Source organism: Nitrospirillum karajorum (assembly GCF_036348415.1).
GTDB lineage: Bacteria > Pseudomonadota > Alphaproteobacteria > Azospirillales > Azospirillaceae > Nitrospirillum > Nitrospirillum amazonense_B.
The window spans coordinates 1,061,507-1,080,895 of record NZ_JAZBQB010000002.1 but is presented as its reverse complement, the minus strand read 5'-3'; the positions used below and the strand labels follow the sequence as shown (position 1 = coordinate 1,080,895).

The 19,389-nt window shown below is 62.1% G+C and carries 15 protein-coding genes and 7 pseudogenes; 20 read left to right on the top strand and 2 right to left on the bottom strand.

The window, feature by feature from the left end; translation table 11 throughout:
• Window positions 1–32 precede the first annotated feature (32 nt).
• From UCD39_RS12355 to UCD39_RS28505, 15 genes and pseudogenes are all read left to right on the top strand, one after another.
• Window positions 33–668 (top strand): hypothetical protein, encoded by a 636-nt coding sequence (locus tag UCD39_RS12355; protein WP_330496299.1) that lies wholly within the window; start codon window positions 33–35, stop codon window positions 666–668.
• Window positions 669–728: 60 nt separating this feature from the next.
• Window positions 729–2,480, top strand: a complete 1,752-nt coding sequence (locus UCD39_RS12350) for a glycosyltransferase family 39 protein (protein ID WP_330496298.1) — start codon at window positions 729–731, stop codon at window positions 2,478–2,480.
• A 602-nt stretch (window positions 2,481–3,082) separates the two neighbouring features.
• Window positions 3,083–3,878: pseudogene (locus UCD39_RS12345) on the top strand (IS256 family transposase); the annotation flags it as partial.
• 62 nt (window positions 3,879–3,940) lie between these two features.
• Window positions 3,941–4,255, top strand: a complete 315-nt coding sequence (locus tag UCD39_RS12340) for a transposase (RefSeq protein ID WP_330496297.1) — start codon at window positions 3,941–3,943, stop codon at window positions 4,253–4,255.
• Window positions 4,252–4,764: an IS3 family transposase gene (locus UCD39_RS12335; RefSeq protein ID WP_330496296.1), complete on the top strand. Its 513-nt coding sequence runs from the start codon at window positions 4,252–4,254 to the stop codon at window positions 4,762–4,764. The genes UCD39_RS12340 and UCD39_RS12335 overlap by 4 nt, the downstream gene beginning before the upstream one ends.
• Window positions 4,765–5,313: 549 nt before the next feature.
• On the top strand, window positions 5,314–5,739 hold the full coding sequence (locus UCD39_RS12330) for a reverse transcriptase domain-containing protein (protein WP_330496295.1): 426 nt from the start codon (window positions 5,314–5,316) through the stop codon (window positions 5,737–5,739).
• On the top strand, window positions 5,736–6,827 hold the full coding sequence (locus UCD39_RS12325; RefSeq protein ID WP_330496294.1) for a reverse transcriptase domain-containing protein: 1,092 nt from the start codon (window positions 5,736–5,738) through the stop codon (window positions 6,825–6,827). The genes UCD39_RS12330 and UCD39_RS12325 overlap by 4 nt, the downstream gene beginning before the upstream one ends.
• 67 nt (window positions 6,828–6,894) lie before the next feature.
• Window positions 6,895–7,350, top strand: a pseudogene (locus UCD39_RS12320) (IS3 family transposase); the annotation flags it as partial.
• Window positions 7,351–7,832: 482 nt separating this feature from the next.
• Window positions 7,833–8,135 (top strand): annotated as a pseudogene (locus UCD39_RS28510) (IS5/IS1182 family transposase); the annotation flags it as partial.
• Between the two features lie 108 nt (window positions 8,136–8,243).
• Window positions 8,244–9,481 (top strand): annotated as a pseudogene (gene istA / locus UCD39_RS12310) (IS21 family transposase).
• Window positions 9,478–10,326, top strand: coding sequence for an IS21-like element helper ATPase IstB (gene istB / locus UCD39_RS12305; protein ID WP_330496293.1), 849 nt, complete (start codon window positions 9,478–9,480; stop codon window positions 10,324–10,326). The pseudogene istA and the gene istB overlap by 4 nt, the downstream one beginning before the upstream one ends.
• Window positions 10,327–10,383: 57 nt before the next feature.
• Window positions 10,384–10,710: pseudogene (locus UCD39_RS12300) on the top strand (transposase); the annotation flags it as partial.
• A 185-nt stretch (window positions 10,711–10,895) separates the two neighbouring features.
• On the top strand, window positions 10,896–11,603 hold the full coding sequence (locus UCD39_RS12295) for a hypothetical protein (RefSeq protein ID WP_330496292.1): 708 nt from the start codon (window positions 10,896–10,898) through the stop codon (window positions 11,601–11,603).
• Window positions 11,604–11,945: 342 nt separating this feature from the next.
• Window positions 11,946–12,260, top strand: coding sequence for a transposase (locus UCD39_RS12290; RefSeq protein ID WP_330496291.1), 315 nt, complete (start codon window positions 11,946–11,948; stop codon window positions 12,258–12,260).
• Window positions 12,257–12,592 (top strand): IS3 family transposase, encoded by a 336-nt coding sequence (locus tag UCD39_RS28505; protein WP_442943626.1) that lies wholly within the window; start codon window positions 12,257–12,259, stop codon window positions 12,590–12,592. Before UCD39_RS12290 ends, UCD39_RS28505 begins: the two co-directional genes overlap by 4 nt.
• 95 nt (window positions 12,593–12,687) lie before the next feature.
• Here UCD39_RS28505 and UCD39_RS12285 read toward each other — a convergent pair whose 3' ends face one another.
• A complete protein-coding gene (locus UCD39_RS12285; RefSeq protein ID WP_330495033.1) occupies window positions 12,688–13,785 on the bottom strand; it encodes an IS5 family transposase in 1,098 nt (365 codons plus the stop codon).
• 83 nt (window positions 13,786–13,868) lie between these two features.
• Here UCD39_RS12285 and UCD39_RS12280 point away from each other — a divergent pair.
• The 5 genes and pseudogenes from UCD39_RS12280 to UCD39_RS12260 form a co-directional block, all read left to right on the top strand.
• Window positions 13,869–14,000: pseudogene (locus UCD39_RS12280) on the top strand (IS3 family transposase); the annotation flags it as partial.
• A 631-nt stretch (window positions 14,001–14,631) separates the two neighbouring features.
• Window positions 14,632–16,146 (top strand): group II intron reverse transcriptase/maturase, encoded by a 1,515-nt coding sequence (gene ltrA / locus UCD39_RS12275; protein WP_442943625.1) that lies wholly within the window; start codon window positions 14,632–14,634, stop codon window positions 16,144–16,146.
• Between the two features lie 67 nt (window positions 16,147–16,213).
• A pseudogene (locus tag UCD39_RS12270) lies at window positions 16,214–16,669 on the top strand (IS3 family transposase); the annotation flags it as partial.
• A 31-nt stretch (window positions 16,670–16,700) separates the two neighbouring features.
• On the top strand, window positions 16,701–16,868 hold the full coding sequence (locus UCD39_RS12265) for a hypothetical protein (RefSeq protein WP_330496289.1): 168 nt from the start codon (window positions 16,701–16,703) through the stop codon (window positions 16,866–16,868).
• A 98-nt stretch (window positions 16,869–16,966) separates the two neighbouring features.
• Window positions 16,967–17,749 (top strand): IS5 family transposase, encoded by a 783-nt coding sequence (locus tag UCD39_RS12260; RefSeq protein WP_330496288.1) that lies wholly within the window; start codon window positions 16,967–16,969, stop codon window positions 17,747–17,749.
• Between the two features lie 72 nt (window positions 17,750–17,821).
• Here the strand turns inward: UCD39_RS12260 and UCD39_RS12255 are convergent, their stop codons facing one another.
• Complete coding sequence (locus tag UCD39_RS12255; RefSeq protein WP_330496287.1) at window positions 17,822–19,309, bottom strand: M20/M25/M40 family metallo-hydrolase; 1,488 nt, start codon at window positions 19,307–19,309, stop codon at window positions 17,822–17,824.
• Window positions 19,310–19,389: the final 80 nt, after the last annotated feature.

Genomic DNA, 19,389 nt, shown 5'->3' with positions numbered 1-19,389 from the left:
ATGATGTCGACTGCGGTGTGAGGGAGATGGCTGTGGGGGATAAGATCTGTCCGCTGGATCTGGTGGACGGCCAGTCCGTCAAGCAGTTTTATGATCTTGATGAATCCACCCGCGTCGCGCTGACGGAAGCGGCCATCGCTGAGGGACGGACCCTCATGCTTAGATGGCGATCCCTACTCGCCGAGAGCACTTGTGGCTGGACGCCGCGGGCGGCGGCGGCGGGGCAGCTGCTAAGCGGTTGCCGGTCAGTGGCTGACCTCGGATGCGGGACCATGAGTTTGGAACGGTTCCTTGCCCCCGGGACGCGGTATCAGCCGATAGATGTTGTTGCACGGGATGAACGTACCATCGTCCTGGATGTCAATGCTCCCGATATGGTGGGTTTCCCGGTTGCTGACGGGGTGGCCGGCCTTGGTCTGTTGGAATATGTCCATGATGTGCCCAATTTGCTTGACCAGTGTGCCCGCACCTACGCTACTGCCGTGTTCTCTTACAATGTGACGGATGCCCGGGATCCTTTGTCCAATCGCTTGGCGCACGCTTGGGTCAATTCCTTTACTCAGGCTGAACTGGAGAGTTTGTTCGTTGCCGCTGCTTATGTCATAGAGGTGCGCGAGGTGATCGATGATCGCCAAGTGATGTGGCTGTTACGGCACTCTATTACTTAGCTAGATATCGTTATGAGTTCTTCCGCGGGTTTAACCGTGCTGATTGGGATGTATTAAGACATGGCATTTGACGGCTACCGAATTGATGAGCCTATTGACCGGCGCGTCGTCTTTAAATCACTCTTGCGCAGATGGATTGTCAATCCGCGCTTTGCTCTGGCTGTCTTTGGAATCCTGTCCCTTGCCTATATGTCCGTTCCGGGACTTTACATGGATGCGGTAAACCCGGATTACTTGGCATTCGTGCCCTCTAAACCTGGTGGCTTTATTCCGGCATGGCTTTATCCTGACAATATTCTTTTTCCTGATTTTCGGCACCCTCTCCTAGCATCCCTGTATGGCGGAGCGACGCCGGGCTATATTGCCATGGTCTTCTTTGGGATCTTCGGGCATGGCCTGGCGTCATTGCGCCTTTTGCACATTTGCTATGGCCTGGCTATTCTTTCCCTAGTGTATCTGCTCTTGCGCTCGTCAACTGGACGCTTGGGCCTAGCGGTTGTGGCGATTTTGATTCTTGGCACCGACCCCTCATTTATATTCGCTTGGCGCACCCAGTATTATCTTCAGATATTTCCCCTCCTTTTTTTCATCCCAGCACTTTTCTTGTTGTCACGGACCCTGATTCAACAGCGGGATGAAAGCAAGGTGATGTGGGGTCGCTTTCTCCTAGCGGGTTTCCTGGCTGGATTCAGTGCCTGGAGTTACTTCATATATGCTTTCTACACGGGTGCCATTCTCGCCGTCCTGGTTTTCCTTTTGTGGTCGCGGCGCACCGTCATGTGGAAGGCGGCCCTTTGCTTTCTTTTAGGTGCAGCTTTGGGTGAGTCTCCCTTTATTTACGCCCATCTCTCCATTCCCTTACAGGTGGGTATTGCCGGCTATATTGAAGATCTCCGGTATCTCCAAAGCGGTTATGGCGTTCTGAATGGCCAAGCCGACACGATCTTTCAGCGCTTCAGTCATGTGCTAGACTTATGGTTTTCTGTGTCTGGCGGTCTGCCGCTAGAAAGGGTAATGTATGGGGAAGAAATGTCGCGCATGATGGATGCGGATTTTCTTGCGCGCCGTACCCCTAATTATGGTCCATGGGTGATCGCGGCTTTCCTTGGCGTGATAGCGGTCCTTGCGGCGGCGCTGAAGTTTTCCTCTGCCGCGCGTGCCCGCGTGCTTCAGTCGCCCAAGGGGCGGCGGTCGGTTTACCTGCTCATTATGATCGTAGCGGTCATGATCGCGCACTTCATCTTCGGCATGGTGATGGGGCGCCCACTGAAGTATCAGCACTATGCGATGTTGCTGATTCTGATGGATATCGGCGCCTTTACCGCCCTTGCGATCATTCTTTCCATCTGTTCGCCGGTGTGGCGTATTCGCTGGCCGCTTGCAGGAATCTGTGGGTTCGTTATTCTTGTGAATGTCGTCCATACTTATGGTATCTACGAGCATCTACAGAAGACAGGCGGCCGGGCCGAGTATACCGATGTTATTAATCGCGTCGGTGAATATGTCCAGGAACTGCCGCAGGATGCCATCGTCGCCTTCCCTCAGTGGGGCTACTGGATGGGTGCCTTGATCATCGCAGGGGCGGATCGCGAGGTTTGGGAAGCCACCACTGTGGACGCGCTGATCAAGCGCATTAACGAAAGCCCCTTCCGGCACAGAAACTTTTACATCCTCGTTAGTGCCAATGATCCGACGGCTTTGGATAGGATCGCGGCGGCTACCGGGCTTACCTTGACAGGGACGCGCGTGTTCAGTGATCGGGCCGCTGTGCCCCAGGCGATTGTCGGATCGTTTAAGGGGGGGCCGAACTGACGCGTGCTTGAGCCCATTTGAGGGAGCGCCGGCTTTGTCGGCGACATTCTCCAGTCGCCCGTGAATAATCGCTAAGCCCCTGATGAGGCGGCGGTTTCGGCGCCCGGTCAGTAATCGGATTTGCAGGAAAGCGGGGGCTCGACCTCCGCTTTCTTGCGATTTGGGGATCCCCTTTTGGGCCGTTTCGTGATTCGATTCCCCCTGTGAACAGCGGTGGGAACAGGCCATGTCACGACCACGGGATACCCGTCAGAAAGACCTTCTGCGTCCAGCCCTGGACCAGATCATCGACCTGAAGCATCCACTGGGTAAGACCGGACGTAAGCGTCCGGCCTTGGCCGTGTTGCGCCTTTGACGATGGCTGCGGAAGCTTGGCCGTCGGGATTCCTTCTGGAGGGGTCCAGAAGGAGGGAACGTGGCGGGGGCGACACTGCTGGCGCGTCGGCGGGTCACGTCCCCCCGGGTGGTGTAGCAGGCGCTGGCGCCGGGGCAGCCCTGTAGGACGGCGTAGCCGGCCGGAAGGGCTGCCCCGGCGGGCGGTCATCGTGGGGTCTTCGGTAAAGTCTGGTCACCACAACTATCCCCAACCGAGGGAGACCACGATGACCGACGAGATGATGGCACTGCGCAGCATGCTGGAAAAGGGCGCAGACGCTGATGTGCTGAGACAGATGATCGGCTTTGCCGCTGAGCGGCTGATGGAGTTGGAGGTCCATGCCCTGACCGGGGCAGCGCCGGGGGAACGGTCGCCCGACCGCCTGGTCCAGCGCAACGGTTACCGCGACCGCGACTGGGAAACCAGGGCCGGCACGGTGGAACTGCACATCCCCAAGCTGCGCAAGGGCAGCTACTTCCCAGATTTCCTGGAACCCCGCCGCATGGCGGAGAAGGCGCTGACCGCCGTGATCCAGGAGGCCTACATCCAGGGTGTCTCCACCCGCGCCGTGGACGACCTGGTCCAGGCCATGGGCATGACCGGCATCTCAAAGAGCCAGGTCAGCCGGCTGTGCGAGGAGATCGATGGCCGGGTGAAGACCTTCCTGGAACGGCCGCTGGAAGGCGACTGGCCCTACCTGTGGATCGACGCCACCTATGTGAAGGTCCGCCAGAACGGCCGGATCGTCTCCGTCGCCGTCACCATCGCCGTGGCGGTCAACACCAACGGCCGGCGTGACCCGAAGGGCAGCGCGGAGCAGCAAGATCCTGGGCATGGACATCGGCACCTCCGAGGCCGAGACCTTCTGGGTGGAGTTCCTGCGCAAGCTCAAGCGCCGCGGCCTGGGTGGCGTCAAGCTGATCATCTCCGACGCCCATGAAGGCATCAAGGCCGCCGTCGCTCGTGTGTTCCGCGCCACTTGGCAGCGTTGCCGCGTCCACTTTATGCGCAACGCCCTGGCCTGAGCCTTCTCCGAATTGGTGGACACCTTCGCTAAGCTCGGCGACGAGCCAGGAGGTTTCCCATGACGACAGCCCGCCGTTCGTTCACGGATGAATTCAAACAAGAGGCCGTGGCGCTGCTTGAGAGCAGCGGCCGACCGCTGGAGCACATTGCCCGGGAGCTGGGCATCCAGCCATCGATGCTGCGGAATTGGCGCCGCCGTGTGGATCGGCCTGGGCAGGCGCCGCAGGTCCCCAAACAGCAGGCGGTGCCTGCCCAGGCCGTCGCCGATCCGGCCGCTGAGATTGCCCGGCTGCGCCGCGAGAATGAACGCTTGAGAATGGAACGGGAGATTCTAAAAAAAACGCTCTCCATTCTCTCGGAGCCCCTGAAATGAGGTTCCAGATCATCGAAGATTGCCAACATGACTACCCGGTCCGGGTGCTTTGCTCGGCCTTGGGCGTATCGCCGTCTGGATATTACGCTTGGCGGCAGCGGCCGGAAAGTAACCGTGCGGTGGCTAACCAACATCTACTGGCGGATATTCGTCGCATTCATGACCACCATCGGGGACGGTACGGCGTGCCGCGCATCCACGCCACCCTGCGAGCCGAGGGCCACGCCGTCAGCCGGGGCCGCGTTGAGCGGCTGATGCACCGCCACGGTATCAAGGCCAAGAAGTCTAAACCGTTCCGGGTGTGCACCACCGACAGCAAGCATGACTTGCCCATCGCTCCCAACCGCCTGGACCGCGACTTCGCCGCCGCCGCGCCCAATCAGGTCTGGGTGACCGACATCACCTATGGTGCGCCTCGTCCCGGATGGTCCGGGGTGCATATGACTGGAATGCCAAGGAGAAAGGAGGAATTGAACGAACGCCGTGCCCTCTGCTGTGAGGGGGCATGAGCCCAAGCGGCGGTGACCTGTCGTCAACTGGCAGGGTGACGTAGCCCGCAGGAAAAGGGGATTGAGGCGAAGCCGTTACGCCGAGATGGTTCCCGAGGCTGAAGTGCTGGAAGGTTGAGGAACACGAACCGGTTAAACCGCATCCGAGGGCTGAAATGTCGCCTTCGCCTACACGGCTTAACAGGCGGAATGCCGATGGTGCCGTCGGACACGTAAGCCGGCGGCATCCGAACTCGGGCGCAGATGTAAGGCGCCCCGAGGGGACCATGGGGAGAACGCAGCCAGACCATGGATCGGTGTCGACTTGCGGGACGCAAGGACAAGGACTGCGACCGGCAACCTCCCCAGCGCGTGAACGTCCAGCATATGAACGAGGGAAGGCGTGATGGAATGCCAAGGGAGTTGGCCCCGATGCCCATCACGCTGGCGGAGTCCTCGTAGTAGTCCGCGACAGGGAAAGCCTGTCACATGGCGAAGGAGGACAGTTCAACCGGCTTGGCGCGCAAACTACCTGACCCAACGAGGTGAAGACCTTTGATAATCAGCGAAATGCAGCACAAGCTCGCGACATGGGCCGAGAGCGACCCGAACCGCCGGTTCGATCGTCTCCTCCGGCTCGTGGCCGATGGGGAATGGCTTGCCGAAGCCGCCCGGATCGTCCTGGCGTCGAGTGGCGCCAAGACACCGGGCATTGACGGAATGGACAAGCGGTGGATGCAGGCTGAACTGGGGGAACACCTGGCCAGCCTGCGAACGGACCTGCTGTCGGGGGACTACCGCCCACAGCCGGTCAAGCGACTCTATATTCCCAAAGCCAACGGCAAGACACGACCACTGGGTATTCCGACCCTGAGGGACCGCATCGTCCAACGCGCGATGCTGATGGCCATGGAGCCGATCTGGGAAAGCGACTTCCATCGCCTCTCCTACGGCTTCAGACCGGAACGCAGCGTACATCACGCCGTCCGGACGTGAAGCTCCAGTTGCAGGATGGGGACGCCGGAACGAGGGGACGCTGGATCGTCGAAGGCGATCTGGCGAGCTACTTCGACACGGTTCACCACCGGCTTCTGCTTCACTGCGTCCGGCGGCGCATTCGGGATGATCGGTTCATCGATCTGCTCTGGCGTCTCCTGAAGGCGGGCCACGTTGACCGTGGCCTGTTCGTGGCGTCGAGCGAAGGGGTTCCGCAAGGCGGCGTGTTGTCGCCGCTCCTGTCCAACATCATGCTCCATGAGTTTGATGTGTGGCTGGAGGCGAAATACCTGAGCGCGAAAGCCCGCAAGGACCGCTGGGCCTGGAACTTCGGCATTCAGCAGGGGCGCCCCATCACGGTTCGAGAGAACCGGCAATGGAAGCCCGCTGTCGCCTACTGCCGCTATGCCGATGACTTCGTCGTCATCGTCAAAGGGACAAGGGCGCAAGCCGAAGCCATCCGCGAGGAATGCCGGGCCTTCCTGGAAGGTCGCCTGAAGCTGACGTTGAATATGGGCAAAACCCATGTCACCCACGTCGACGACGGGTTCGTCTTCCTCGGGCACCGGATCATTCGCAAGCGGGGGTCGAACGGGGGTATGTCCGTGGTCACCACCATACCCAAGGAGAAAGCCAAGACCTTCGCCCGTCGTCTGGTCGAGGCCCTCTCCGGCAATCATGATGTTGCCGCGGTGGACATGATCGACAGCCTGAACCGCCAACTGGTGGGATGGGCCGCGTTCTACAAGTTCACCGACTTCACGGCGCGCACGTTCCGGCGCATCGACACCGTCGTGTTCTGGAAAATGGCGCACTGGCTGGCGCGGAAATATCGCTCCCGCATCAAGCCATTGATGCGGAAATGGTACCACGCTCCAGCCACCGGCCAGGCGAAGACTTGGCTGGTCTATGGCCGAAGCAATCGGGGAAATCCCGTCGGCAAGGCGTTGCGTCGACTGGTCTCCAGCCAGAAGGCGCAGTTCCGGTGGCGGAACCCGGAGCGAAATCCCTACATCTTCAGGGACGAACTCCGAAACACCGTCACCTCCCGCTATCATGATGTCGCCATGGCCCTGCGCCAAGGTTGAAGGGAGAGCCGTATGCGCTGAAAGGTGCACGTACGGTTCGGGGAGGGGAAGCGCCCCAGCGCTTCCTACTCCACTGCCGACCGACGAGGGCTGGCTCTACCTCGCCGTCGTCCTCGATCTGTTCACCCGCAAAGCCATCGGATGGGCCATGCGCGATCATATGCGCACCGAATTACCCCTGGCCGCCCTCACCATGGCCATTCAGCGTCAACGACCGGCCAAAGGCCTCTTGCATCATTCTGATCGCGGCAGCCAATATGTCTCCGGTGTCTATCGCAAGGCCTTGGAAAAACACAGTATCACCCAATCCATGAGCCGCAAGGCCAACTGCTGGGACAACGCCCCAATGGAAAGCTTCTTCGGCACCCTCAAGGACGAACTCGTCCACCAGACCCACTACACAACCCGCGATGCCGCCAAACGTGACCTGTTCGCCTACATCGAAGGATACTATAACCGGCAGCGCATCCACTCCACTCTCGGATACATCACCACGGAACAGGCCGAGCGAAAGGCCGCATAACCAGGTGTCCACTTAAGCGGGGGAAGGTCACCTCCTGCCATCTTCAGCCAGCGGCATCACGGATGAAAGGCTGCCCTCGCCGGAGGGGTACGGTGGCCCAGGCCACCGGCGCCCTCAGCACCAAGGACTTGGCGCGGGTGGCGGTGGACACCACCGTCCAGCCCAAGGCCATCGCCCACCCCACCGACGCCCGCCTGACCCACAAGGCCATCGAGAAGCTGGTCGGCTTCGCCAAGGACAACGGCATCACGCTGCGCCAGAGCTATCTGCGCGTGGCCAAGAAGGCCGCCATCATGGTCGGCCGCTACACCCACGCCCACCAGCACAAGCGGGCCAATCGCCAACTGAAGTTCCTGCGCACCCGCCTGGGCCGCCTCATCCGCGACATCAACCGCAAGATCGCCGCAAAGGGGGACGCCGAGGCTCCGGCCCTCCTGGCCCGCTACGGGCCCTTACGCGACCTGGCCATCAAGATCAGCATGCAGACCCAGCGCCAGCGCGGGCAGAAGGTCTATTCCCTCCACGCCCCCGAGGTCGAATGCATCGGCAAGGGCAAGGCCCGCGCCCCCTACGAGTTCGGTTGCAAGGTCAGCGTCGCCGTCCCCATCACCAAGCCCAAGGGAGGGCTTTTTGTCCTCCATGCCCAGGCTCGCCACGGCAATCCCTTCGACGGACACACCCTCGCCAAGGCCGTCGCCGGCATCAAGGCCAACACCGGGCGCGATCCAGACCGGGTCCACGTCGACTGTCAGTGGCGGATGAATATTCCCCAGAAGTGGCGCCTGAATTTCCCCCAGTTTCGCTGACCGGCGAGGTCCCGGGGGGCATGCCCCCCGGGACCTCGCGGCCGCTGGTCACCCAGACTGTCCTCGCAGGAGCGAGGGAGGGGACTGGTGGTCACACTTGGGGAACTCGTCATGATCCTGGAACTCGCCCGTGAGGGGCAGACCGTCTCCGCCATCGCCCGGCAGACCGGCCTGGACCGCAAGACCGTCCGTCGCTACATCGCCCGGGGGCTGGAGCCGCCCCGCTATACCCCCCGGCCGCCCAAGCCCACGGTGGTTGGGCCCTATGAAGCCTACCTGCGCCAGCGGGTGATCGCGGTGCCCGGGCTGAGCGCCTGCCGTCTGCTGCGGGAGATCCAGGCCTTGGGCTATCCCGGCGGCTATACGGCGGTGAAGAACTTCCTGCGCACCGTGCGACCGGCGGCAGCCAAGGGCTATGAGCAGCGGTTCGAGACGCCGCCAGGGCATCAGGCCCAGGTGGACTTCGCCCACTTCAAGACCAGCTTCACGGATGAGCCCGGCGCGGAACGGGTGGTGCGGCTGTTCTCCCTGGTGCTGGGCCACAGCCGCATGCTGTGGGCACGCTTCGTCGCCCGCCAGGACCTGGCCACCGTGCTGAGGTGCCATATCGCCGCCTTCCAGGCCCTGGGCGGCGTGCCCGCCCGCATCCTCTACGACCGCATGAAGACCGCCGTGCTGGGCGAAGCGGTGGAGGATGACGGCGCCGATGGCAGCATCGCCTACAACGCTCGCCTGCTGGACTTGGCCACCCATTACGGCTTCCTGCCCAAGGCCTGCAAACCCTACCGCCCCAAAACCAAGGGCAAGGTCGAGCGGCCCTTCCGCTACATCCGCCAGGACTTCTTCCTGGGACGCACCTTCCGCAACCTCGATGACCTCAACGGCCAATTGCGCCAATGGCTGGATCAGGTCGCCAACATCCGCCGCCACGCCACCAGCCCGTTCCCGCAATCCCTTATGCCACCGTGCTGTCCCTGGAACGCCGCATCACCAAGGACGGCATGGTATCCGTCGGCGGCAACCTCTATTCCGTCCCCGACAGCACCCGGCGCCGCGCCGTCGAAGTGCAACTCACCGCCGACCAGGTCCACATCCTGGAGGAAGGCCGCCGGATCGCCATACACCCGGTGCTGGAGGGCCGTGGGCGCCGACACCTGATCGCTGGGCACCGCGTCCTGCCGCCACCCGTCAACAGCACGACACCCCGGCAAAGTGTTCCCCAGGCGCCACCACCACGGCGGCCCGGCGAGATCGTCACTCCGCGCGACCTGGCGATTTACGATGCCGTTGGCCGTAACCTCGCCCAGCGGGAGGTCTCGCCATGAGCGCCACCCTCGACAGCATCCGGCGCCACCTGGTGGGCCTGAAGATGCCGCGCGCCCTGGAAGCGCTGGACCATGTCCTGCGCCAGGCCGAGCGCGGCACCCTCACCACCCTGGAGGCCATTGACGCCCTGCTCGGCGAGGAACTGGCGCTGCGGGAAGCACGCCGTGTCAAGGCCGCCCTCCAGATGGGCCGCCTCCTCACCGTCAAGACGCTGGCGGGCTTCGACTTCGCCTTCCAACCTTCCCTCGACAGGGACCGTATTCTGGCCTTGGCCCAACTGGACTTCATCGACCGGCACGAAGTCCTTCACCTCCTGGGCCAGCCCGGATGCGGCAAGACCCATCTCGCCACGGCCCTGGGCGTCGAGGCCGTCAAGACGGGACGTTCCGTCTACTTCACCACCCTGGCCGACCTCATCGCCTCCCTGGCCAAGGCCGAACGCGAAGGCACCTTGCGCGAACGCCTGCGCTTCCTCTGCCGCCCCCAGCTCCTCATCGTCGATGAGATCGGCTACCTCCCCGTCGTGCCCGGCGGCGGCAACCTCTTCTTCCAGCTCGTTAACGCCCGATACGAGAAAGGCGCCATGGTCCTCACCTCGAACCGCGGCTTCGCCGAATGGGGCGACGTCTTCGGCGACACCGTCGTCGCCACGGCGCTCCTCGATCGCCTTCTCCACCACGCCATCGTCGTGCAGATCGAGGGCGCCAGCTACAGGCTACGTCAGCACGCCGACCTCATCCCCGAAAACGTCCGGCGAAGACCCGATACCGCGCCGCTCCAAGCCATCCGAAAACGTGGAAGACCGCCGAAAGTGAGGCCCGCCGACACCCATCCAATCAATTAGCCAAACAAACCATCTGGGGATTTTTAAGTCGCCACTTCTGGGGAAAATCACTTCGCCGTTTACATCGACAAGGGCTATCGCGGGCACAACCATCCCAACAAGTTCAAGGTCTGGATCACCGGCCAGGTCCGAAGGACCACCGCCGCCATCAAGCGGGAGATGAAACGCAGGGCCGCCATCGAACCCATCATCGGACACCTCAAGGCCGAACACCGCATGGGACGCAACTACCTCAAGGGTCGCAGCGGCGACCGCATCAACGCAATCCTCGCCGCCGCCGGCTTCAACTTCCACCTCCTCGTCAGGTGGCTCAAATACCTTTGGCGTGCCCTCTTCCTGGCTCTCCAAGTCCAAAGCAAAATAGCCCTGATCAGCTCCAATTGAGCCAATCAGGGCCATTCTTCACAGGCGACTCTCCAAACGGCCTAGGCCTGGAATGTATTAATGGTCTAAAAGACTATGCTTATAGGCTATTAATCTGCTTATTGAAGCAGGGGGTTGTTTTGTGAAAAATACCACATCGCTTTGCCCCTGGGCATTCTTTTTGGGTGTAACTGGAGCGATTGTCGTTGCGCGATGTTTTTTGCCACACGCATCATAAATGTGCCTCTAGATGGCTGCTGGCCTATTTCGAAGAGGTTGCAAAAATAAATAGCTTTAGTTTTCACCACACTGACTATTCTGATGAAGTTCAGAGGACAGGGGCCACTGTCTCACTGTTTGGCAATTCCGTTTATCATCGTGCCGCCCAGGCTGACTTAAGTGGATTCCACATCATTCGCAATCCCGCGAGCGTTCTTCTGTCGGGGTATCATTCGCACCTGCGCACTCATGGCGAGGATGGCTGGCCGGAGCTTTCGCTGCAGCGGTCGGCGTTGAGGGCCGTTGATGACGAGGCCGGGCTGTATTTGAGTCTGGCATTCATGGAACGTTGGGATATGAATGCACGCGCCCCGGGCCCTTTGGCAGCAATGCGCACCTGGCGTTATGATGATCCCCGTTTTAAGACGATCCGGGTTGAAGACTTGGTGAAGACACCAGATAAATATGCTCGCGGGATTTTTGGGCATGATGCCATTTTGCCAGAAAACGAGCAGTTCGCCTTCAAGATATTTGCTCAAGAGCGCGAAGTTGGCCAAATCGACATCAGCTCCCATTACCGGAGCGGTGATCCAGATGAATGGAAGCATGTGTTGCCCACGCCCATTATCGAGTATCTGAAGCGGCACTACGAAGACGTGCTCGCTTCGTATTATCCAGATGTTCTCGCCGCCTAAAGCCTGCGGCGTCTAATTCTACTGTGTCATAAGTGGCGCCTTTGGTGGCAGCATGGACATCGCGGGAGTGTTTTGGCGAGAGCCCGTGCGATGGTTATGCGCGTGGTTGCGATGGAGGTCGGAACGTGGCGCTATTCCCGCGACAGCGGGTTCGTTTGTAAAAGTCTGGATTAAATCTGACGTTTTGCTGAAATGGCGGGGTGATGTTGCCGCTGCCGGGGCATGCCCCGGCAGCGGCGGCGATTTGTTTGGAGCCCGCGATGACGAGGGATCAAAAGGTTGAGCCTTCTCCGAATTGGTGGACACCTTCGCTAAGCTCGGCGACGAGCCAGGAGGTTTCCCATGACGACAGCCCGCCGTTCGTTCACGGATGAATTCAAACGAGAGGCCGTGGCGCTGCTTGAGAGCAGCGGCCGACCGCTGGAGCACATTGCCCGGGAGCTGGGCATCCAGCCATCGATGCTGCGGAATTGGCGCCGCCGTGTGGATCGGCCTGGGCAGGCGCCGCAGGTCCCCAAACAGCAGGCGGTGCCTGCCCAGGCCGTCGCCGATCCGGCCGCTGAGATTGCCCGGCTGCGCCGCGAGAATGAACGCTTGAGAATGGAACGGGAGATTCTAAAAAAAACGCTCTCCATTCTCTCGGAGCCCCTGAAATGAGGTTCCAGATCATCGAAGATTGCCAACATGACTACCCGGTCCGGGTGCTTTGCTCGGCCTTGGGCGTATCGCCGTCTGGATATTACGCTTGGCGGCAGCGGCCGGAAAGTAACCGTGCGGTGGCTAACCAACATCTACTGGCGGATATTCGTCGCATTCATGACCACCATCGGGGACGGTACGGCGTGCCGCGCATCCACGCCACCCTGCGAGCCGAGGGCCACGCCGTCAGCCGGGGCCGCGTTGAGCGGCTGATGCACCGCCACGGTATCAAGGCCAAGAAGTCTAACAGGGTGCGGAAGAATGGAGCGTTAAGGCCCCTTTCCCCATGAGCCAAGCCGATTGAAGGCTTGATCGAGGGGCTACGGGCCGCTTTTGCGGCCATCTTCCCCGGCTTCCGCCGTTTGCAGGCGGAATCCGGGCATGGTCAGGCCGCCACCATCAGCTTGGGCAGTCTGACGAGGTTGTAGGCGGCGGCGGTCAACATGAAGGCCCAGCCGACGCGATCGGTTCCCTTGTGGCGCGTCTTGCGCAAGGTGCCGGTGGTCTTGATCCAGCCGAAGACCTCCTCAATACGCTTGCGGATACGCAAGGACACGCCATAGCCGGGGTGGCGGGTGGTGCGTCCATCAATGGCGGACGTGCGCCGCGCCCCGGTCTTGGTCAGGTGATCATTCCGGGCGATATGCGGCGTCACCTTGCGGGCACGGAGTTCCCGGACGAACTCACGCGCATCAAAGGCCTTGTCGGCGCCCAAGGTGATCCGCCGCGTCGGCTTCAGCCCGTCGACCAATGCCAACGCCGCCTCGCGTTCGGCGGTGCCGGTCGCTTGGGTCAGCGTCGCACCAACCACCAGGCCGTTGCGGTTCTCCATCAGCACATGCCCCATGTAGGCTAGGCGCGATGGCTGGCCATTGCTCTTGCGGTACAGTTTGGCTTCAGGGTCGGTGGTGGACGCGTGGGTCTGGTTGGAGCGCTTCTCCCCGTGGAAGTCGCGCTCCCCGTTGCGACCGGGGCCCGGCGGGTCGCCACCGCCATCCTTGGGCCGGAAGCTCTTGATCGACGCCCAGGCCTCGATCAGCGTGCCATCCACCGAGAAGTGGTCGTCCGACAGCAAGTTCCGGCCTCGCGCCTGGGCCACCACCGCCCCCAGGAACTTCGCCGCGACGTCGCCTCCAAGAAGCCGCTCACGGTTCTTGGTGAACACCGTCACGTCCCACACCGGGGCGTCCATCGCCAACCCGACAAACCAGCGGAACAGCAGATTGTAGTCCATCTGCTCCATCAGTTGTCGCTCCGACCGGACCGAATAGAAGGCCTGGAGCAGCAGCGCCCGCAGCAGTTTCTCCGGCGGGATCGAAGGACGACCCACCTTCGCGTACATCGCCTCAAAGTCCGGCGACAAAACCTCCAGCGCCTCGTCACAGATCGCCCGGATCGCCCGAAGCGGATGCCTTGGCGGAACACGCGCTTCGCAACTCACGTACGAAAACAAGCCTTCCGTCCGAATGTCTCCGCCACGCATCCCATCCTCCTCAGCGTCATGAGGAAGCGAATCACGACAGGAACTCAGACGGAAGGGTTTTTCCGCATCCTGCTAAACCGTTCCGGGTGTGCACCACCGACAGCAAGCATGACTTGCCCATCGCTCCCAACCGCCTGGACCGCGACTTCGCCGCCGCCGCGCCCAATCAGGTCTGGGTGACCGACATCACCTATGGTGCGCCTCGTCCCGGATGGTCCGGGGTGCATATGACTGGAATGCCAAGGAGAAAGGAGGAATTGAACGAAGGCCCTGCCCTCTGCTGTGGGGGGGCATGAGCCCAAGCGGCGGTGACCTGTCGTCAACTGACAGGGTGACGTAGCCCGCAGGAAAAGGGGACTGAGGCGAAGCCGTTACGCCGAGATGGTCCCCGAGGCTGAAGTGCTGGAAGGTTGAGGAACACGAACCGGTTAAACCGCATCCGAGGGCTGAAATGTCGCCTTCGCCTACACGGCTTAACAGGCGGAATGCCGATGGTGCCGTCGGACACGTAAGTCGATGGCATCCGAACTCGGGCGCAGATGTAAGGCGACCCGAGGGGACCCATGGGGAGAACGCAGCCAGACCATGGATCGGCGTCGACTTGCGGGACGCAAGGACAAGGACTGCGACCGGCAACCTCCCCAGCGCGTGAACGTCCAGCATATGAACGAGGGAAGGCGTGATGGAATGCCAAGGGAGTTGGCCCCGATGCCCATCATGCTGGCGGAGTCCTCGTAGTAGTCCGCGACAGGGAAAGCCTGTCACATGGCGAAGGGGGACAGTTCAACCGGCTTGGCGTGCAAACTACCTGACCCAACGAGGTGAAGACCTTTGATAATCAGCGAAATGCAGCACAAGCTCGCGACATGGGCCGAGAGCGACCCGAACCGCCGGTTCGATCGTCTCCTCCGGCTCGTGGCCGATGGGGAATGGCTTGCCGAAGCCGCCCGGATCGTCCTGGCGTCGAGTGGCGCCAAGACACCGGGCATTGACGGAATGGACAAGCGGTGGATGCAGGCTGAACTGGGGGAACACCTGGCCAGCCTGCGAACGGACCTGCTGTCGGGGGACTACCGCCCACAGCCGGTCAAGCGACTCTATATTCCCAAAGCCAACGGCAAGACACGACCACTGGGTATTCCGACCCTGAGGGACCGCATCGTCCAACGCGCGATGCTGATGGCCATGGAGCCGATCTGGGAAAGCGACTTCCATCGCCTCTCCTACGGCTTCAGACCGGAACGCAGCGTACATCACGCCGTCCGGACCGTGAAGCTCCAGTTGCAGGATGGGGACGCCGGAACGAGGGGACGCTGGATCGTCGAAGGCGATCTGGCGAGCTACTTCGACACGGTTCACCACCGGCTTCTGCTTCACTGCGTCCGGCGGCGCATTCGGGATGATCGGTTCATCGATCTGCTCTGGCGTCTCCTGAAGGCGGGCCACGTTGACCGTGGCCTGTTCGTGGCGTCGAGCGAAGGGGTTCCGCAAGGCGGCGTGTTGTCGCCGCTCCTGTCCAACATCATGCTCCATGAGTTTGATGTGTGGCTGGAGGCGAAATACCTGAGCGCGAAAGCCCGCAAGGACCGCTGGGCCTGGAACTTCGGCATTCAGCAGGGGCGCCCCATCACGGTTCGAGAGAACCGGCAATGGAAGCCCGCTGTCGCCTACTGCCGCTATGCCGATGACTTCGTCGTCATCGTCAAAGGGACAAGGGCGCAAGCCGAAGCCATCCGCGAGGAATGCCGGGCCTTCCTGGAAGGCTGCCTGAAGCTGACGCTGAATATGGGCAAGACCCATATCACCCACGTCGACGACGGGTTCGTCTTCCTCGGGCACCGGATCATTCGCAAGCGGGGGTCGAGCGGAAGGATGTCCGTGGTTACCACCATACCCAAGGAGAAAGCCAAGACCTTCGCCCGTCGCTTGGTCGAAGCCCTCTCCGGCAATCATGATGTTGCTGCGGTGGACATGATCGACAGCCTGAACCGCCAACTGGTGGGATGGGCCGCGTTCTACAAGTTCACCGACTTCACGGCGCGCACGTTCCGGCGCATCGACACCGTCGTGTTCTGGAAAATGGCGCACTGGCTGGCGCGGAAATATCGCTCCCGCATCAAGCCATTGATGCGGAAATGGTACCAAGCTCCAGCCACCGGCCAGGCGAAGACTTGGCTGGTCTATGGCCGAAGCAATCGGGGAAATCCCGTCGGCAAGGCGCTGCGTCGACTGGTCTCCAGCCAGAAGGCGCAGTTCCGGTGGCGGAACCCGGAGCGAAATCCCTACATCTTCAGGGACGAACTCCGAAACACCGTCACCTCCCGCTATCATGATGTCGCCATGGCCCTGGGCCAAGGTTGAAGGGAGAGCCGTATGCGCTGAAAGGTGCACGTACGGTTCGGGGAGGGGAAGCGCTCCAGCGCTTCCTACTCCACTGCCGACCGACGAGGGCTGGCTCTACCTCGCCGTCGTCCTCGATCTGTTCACCCGCAAAGCCATCGGATGGGCCATGCGCGATCATATGCGCACCGAATTACCCCTGGCCGCCCTCACCATGGCCATTCAGCGTCAACGACCGGCCAAAGGCCTCTTGCATCATTCTGATCGCGGCAGCCAATATGCCTCCGGTGTCTATCGCAAGGCCTTGGAAAAACACAGTATCACCCAATCCATGAGCCGCAAGGCCAACTGCTGGGACAACGCCCCAATGGAAAGCTTCTTCGGCACCCTCAAGGACGAACTCGTCCACCAGACCCACTACACAACCCGCGATGCCGCCAAACGTGACCTGTTCGCCTACATCGAAGGATACTATAACCGGCAGCGCATCCACTCCACTCTCGGATACATCACCACGGAACAGGCCGAGCGAAAGGCCGCATAACCAAGTGTCCACTTAAGCGGGGGAAGGTCACATGGCAACACCTCTGTGGCTGGAGACGCCCCACTCTACTCCTCAGTTTGGGACGGGGGTGGTCCATGCCATCAAATGGGCCGTGCAGCGCGCCCGTTACATGACCCTTGAGACCATCGCCCCGCTCAGCGATGATACAACCATCATGTTGGCCACCATGGCCGCATGATCCTCCCGGCCAGACAAGCTGGAGAGCACGACGCCAAGGCGCAAGCTCACCACCCCCGGGGACATGATCGATTCCGACTGGAAGGGAGGTCGGGATCGATGTCGACGCGGATGACGGAAGAGGACTGGGAGCATACGCTGTCGGTGTTTCGCGCTTGCCTGCCGCGGCGCGGGCGCAAGGCCGGTGACGATCGGCTGTTCCTGGAGGCGATGCACTTTTTCACGGTGGAGAATGTGCGCTGGCGGGCGTTGCCGGAAGCGCTTCGGACACTGGAACTCGGTATGGAAGCGCTTCGACCGGCTGAGCAAGGCGGGCGTGTTCGAGGCCTTTTTCGACACGCTGGCGGCGACGAGCGCGTCGGCTCACCTGATCCAGATGTTCGACTCCACCATCGTTCGCGCCCACGTCTCGGCAGCGGGCGCAAAAGGGGGCAGCAAGGCCAGGGGCTCGGCCGCTCGCGCGGCGGGTTCACGACCAAAATCCACGCCAAGGCGGACAGTTCAGGCGACATCATCGCGTTCGACCTGACCGGCGGCGAGGCGTCGGACGCCCGCCATTTCGAGACCCTGCTCGACATCGGGCCGGACATCACGCCGCGCGCGGCGCTTGGCGACAAAGGCTATTCCAGCAAGGCCAACCGCGCCGCAGCGCGCGTTCGCGGCATTGTCCCAGTGATCCCCTACAAAGCCAACGAGAAGAACAAGCCCGTCTTCTTCGCCAAGACCCTCTACAAGGCACGCTCCCGCATCGAGCAGGGCTTCGGGCGCATCAAACGCTTCAAGCGTGTCGCCTTGCGCTGCGAAAAAACGGCTCAGAATTTCCGATCCATCGTCTCCTTCGCTGCCGGCCTATGCTTGATCAAATTCGTCCACACGACCTAGCTATCAGGCGCGGGATTGCGGTGTGGTCACGGGAGGATCACACCGCATGAGGGCGCTACTGCCATCCCCATTCTATCCCGCGTACTTCTTCACCACCGCGTACAGGAACTCCCGTCCCTCATAGAGCGATCGCACGCGGATGCGTTCGTTCAGGCCGTGGACGCCGCTGCCGTCGGGGTCGCGGAACATGCCGCTGAGGCCGTAGGTGGCGATGCCGGCGGCGTTCAGGAAGCGGCCGTCGGTGGCGCCGGTGGACATGGTGGGCACCACCGGCACGCCGGGCCACATCTTGGCTGCGACCTCCTTCACCGGGTCCAGCACCGTGGGCGTCAGGGCCGGCGGTGGGGACACGGGGCTGGGCTGGCCCACCGCCGTCACCTTGATGGCCGGATCGTCCAGCACCTTGATCAGGGTCTGGCGCACCTCCTCCAGCGGCTGGCCCGGCAGGATGCGGCAGTTGACGTTGGCCTGGGCGTGCTGGGGCAGGGCGTTGGGCGCGTGGCCGGCGGTCGCCATGGTGGCGACGCACGTGGTGCGCAGCGTGCTGTTCCAGCCCGGATCCTGGCTGATGCGGGTGATGGCCGCCGGATCGGGGTTGTCCTTGGTGGTGGCGATCATGTCGGCCCCGACCGCTCCGCCGATGACCGGGGACAGGGCGGTGAAATAGGCCTTGGTCACCGGGTTCAGCGCCACGGGGAAGTCAAAGGTCGCCAGCCGGTTCAGGCCTGCCGCCAGGTGATAGATGGCGTTGTCCTTGCTGGGCCGCGAGCTGTGGCCGCCGGGATTGGTCGTTTCCAATGTGAAGTCCTGGTAGACCTTCTCCCCCGCCTGGATTTCCAGGGCCAGATACTTACCGTCCTTGTCCAGGCGGCCGCCAGCGCCCTCGTTCAGGGCGAACTCGGCGTCCAGGGCGTCGCGGTCATGGGCCAGCAGGTACTGCACCCCGTCGAAGGTGTCGCTGGTTTCCTCGCCGCAGGTCAGCGCCAGCTTGATGGTACGCTTGGGCCGGAACCCTTCCTGGCGCAGCCGGACCAGCAGGTCAGCGAAGACGGCGGCCATGGCCTTGTCGTCGCTGCTGCCGCGCCCGTAGAAATAGCCGTTCTCCTCCACCAGGGTGAAGGGGTCGCGCTGCCAATCCTCGCGCTTGGCCTCCACCACGTCGATGTGGGCCAGCAGCAGGATGGGCTTGGCCGCCGGATCGGTGCCCGGCAGCACCGCCGCCAGCGCGCCGTCCTTGGGCCGCCCCTCCGGTACCAGCACGCGCACGTCGCTTTTCTTCAGGCCGATGGCGGTCAGGCGGTTGGCGACGGCCTGGGCCGCCGCCGTGCAGCTGCCCGACGACAGGGTGGTGTTGGTCTGCACCAGCTGTTGGTACAAGTTACGAAAGGCCACCCAGTCGGGCCGGGTCAGATCGACCGTGATGCCTTTGCCATCGGGGGCCGTCTTGCCCGCGTCCGCGGCGAACGCCATGCCACTCATGCTGAGGCTCAGCGCCGTGCCCAGGGCCAAGATGGGGGCCAAGGTGGGGGCCAGTGCCGCCCATCGCGTCATCGTCTTCATCGCCTGCCGCTTCCGATGTTCTTGTCAGCAGGAAGAATAGATAACGGTTTCAGGCCCCTGGCAAGCGCGCTGTCCCCCGT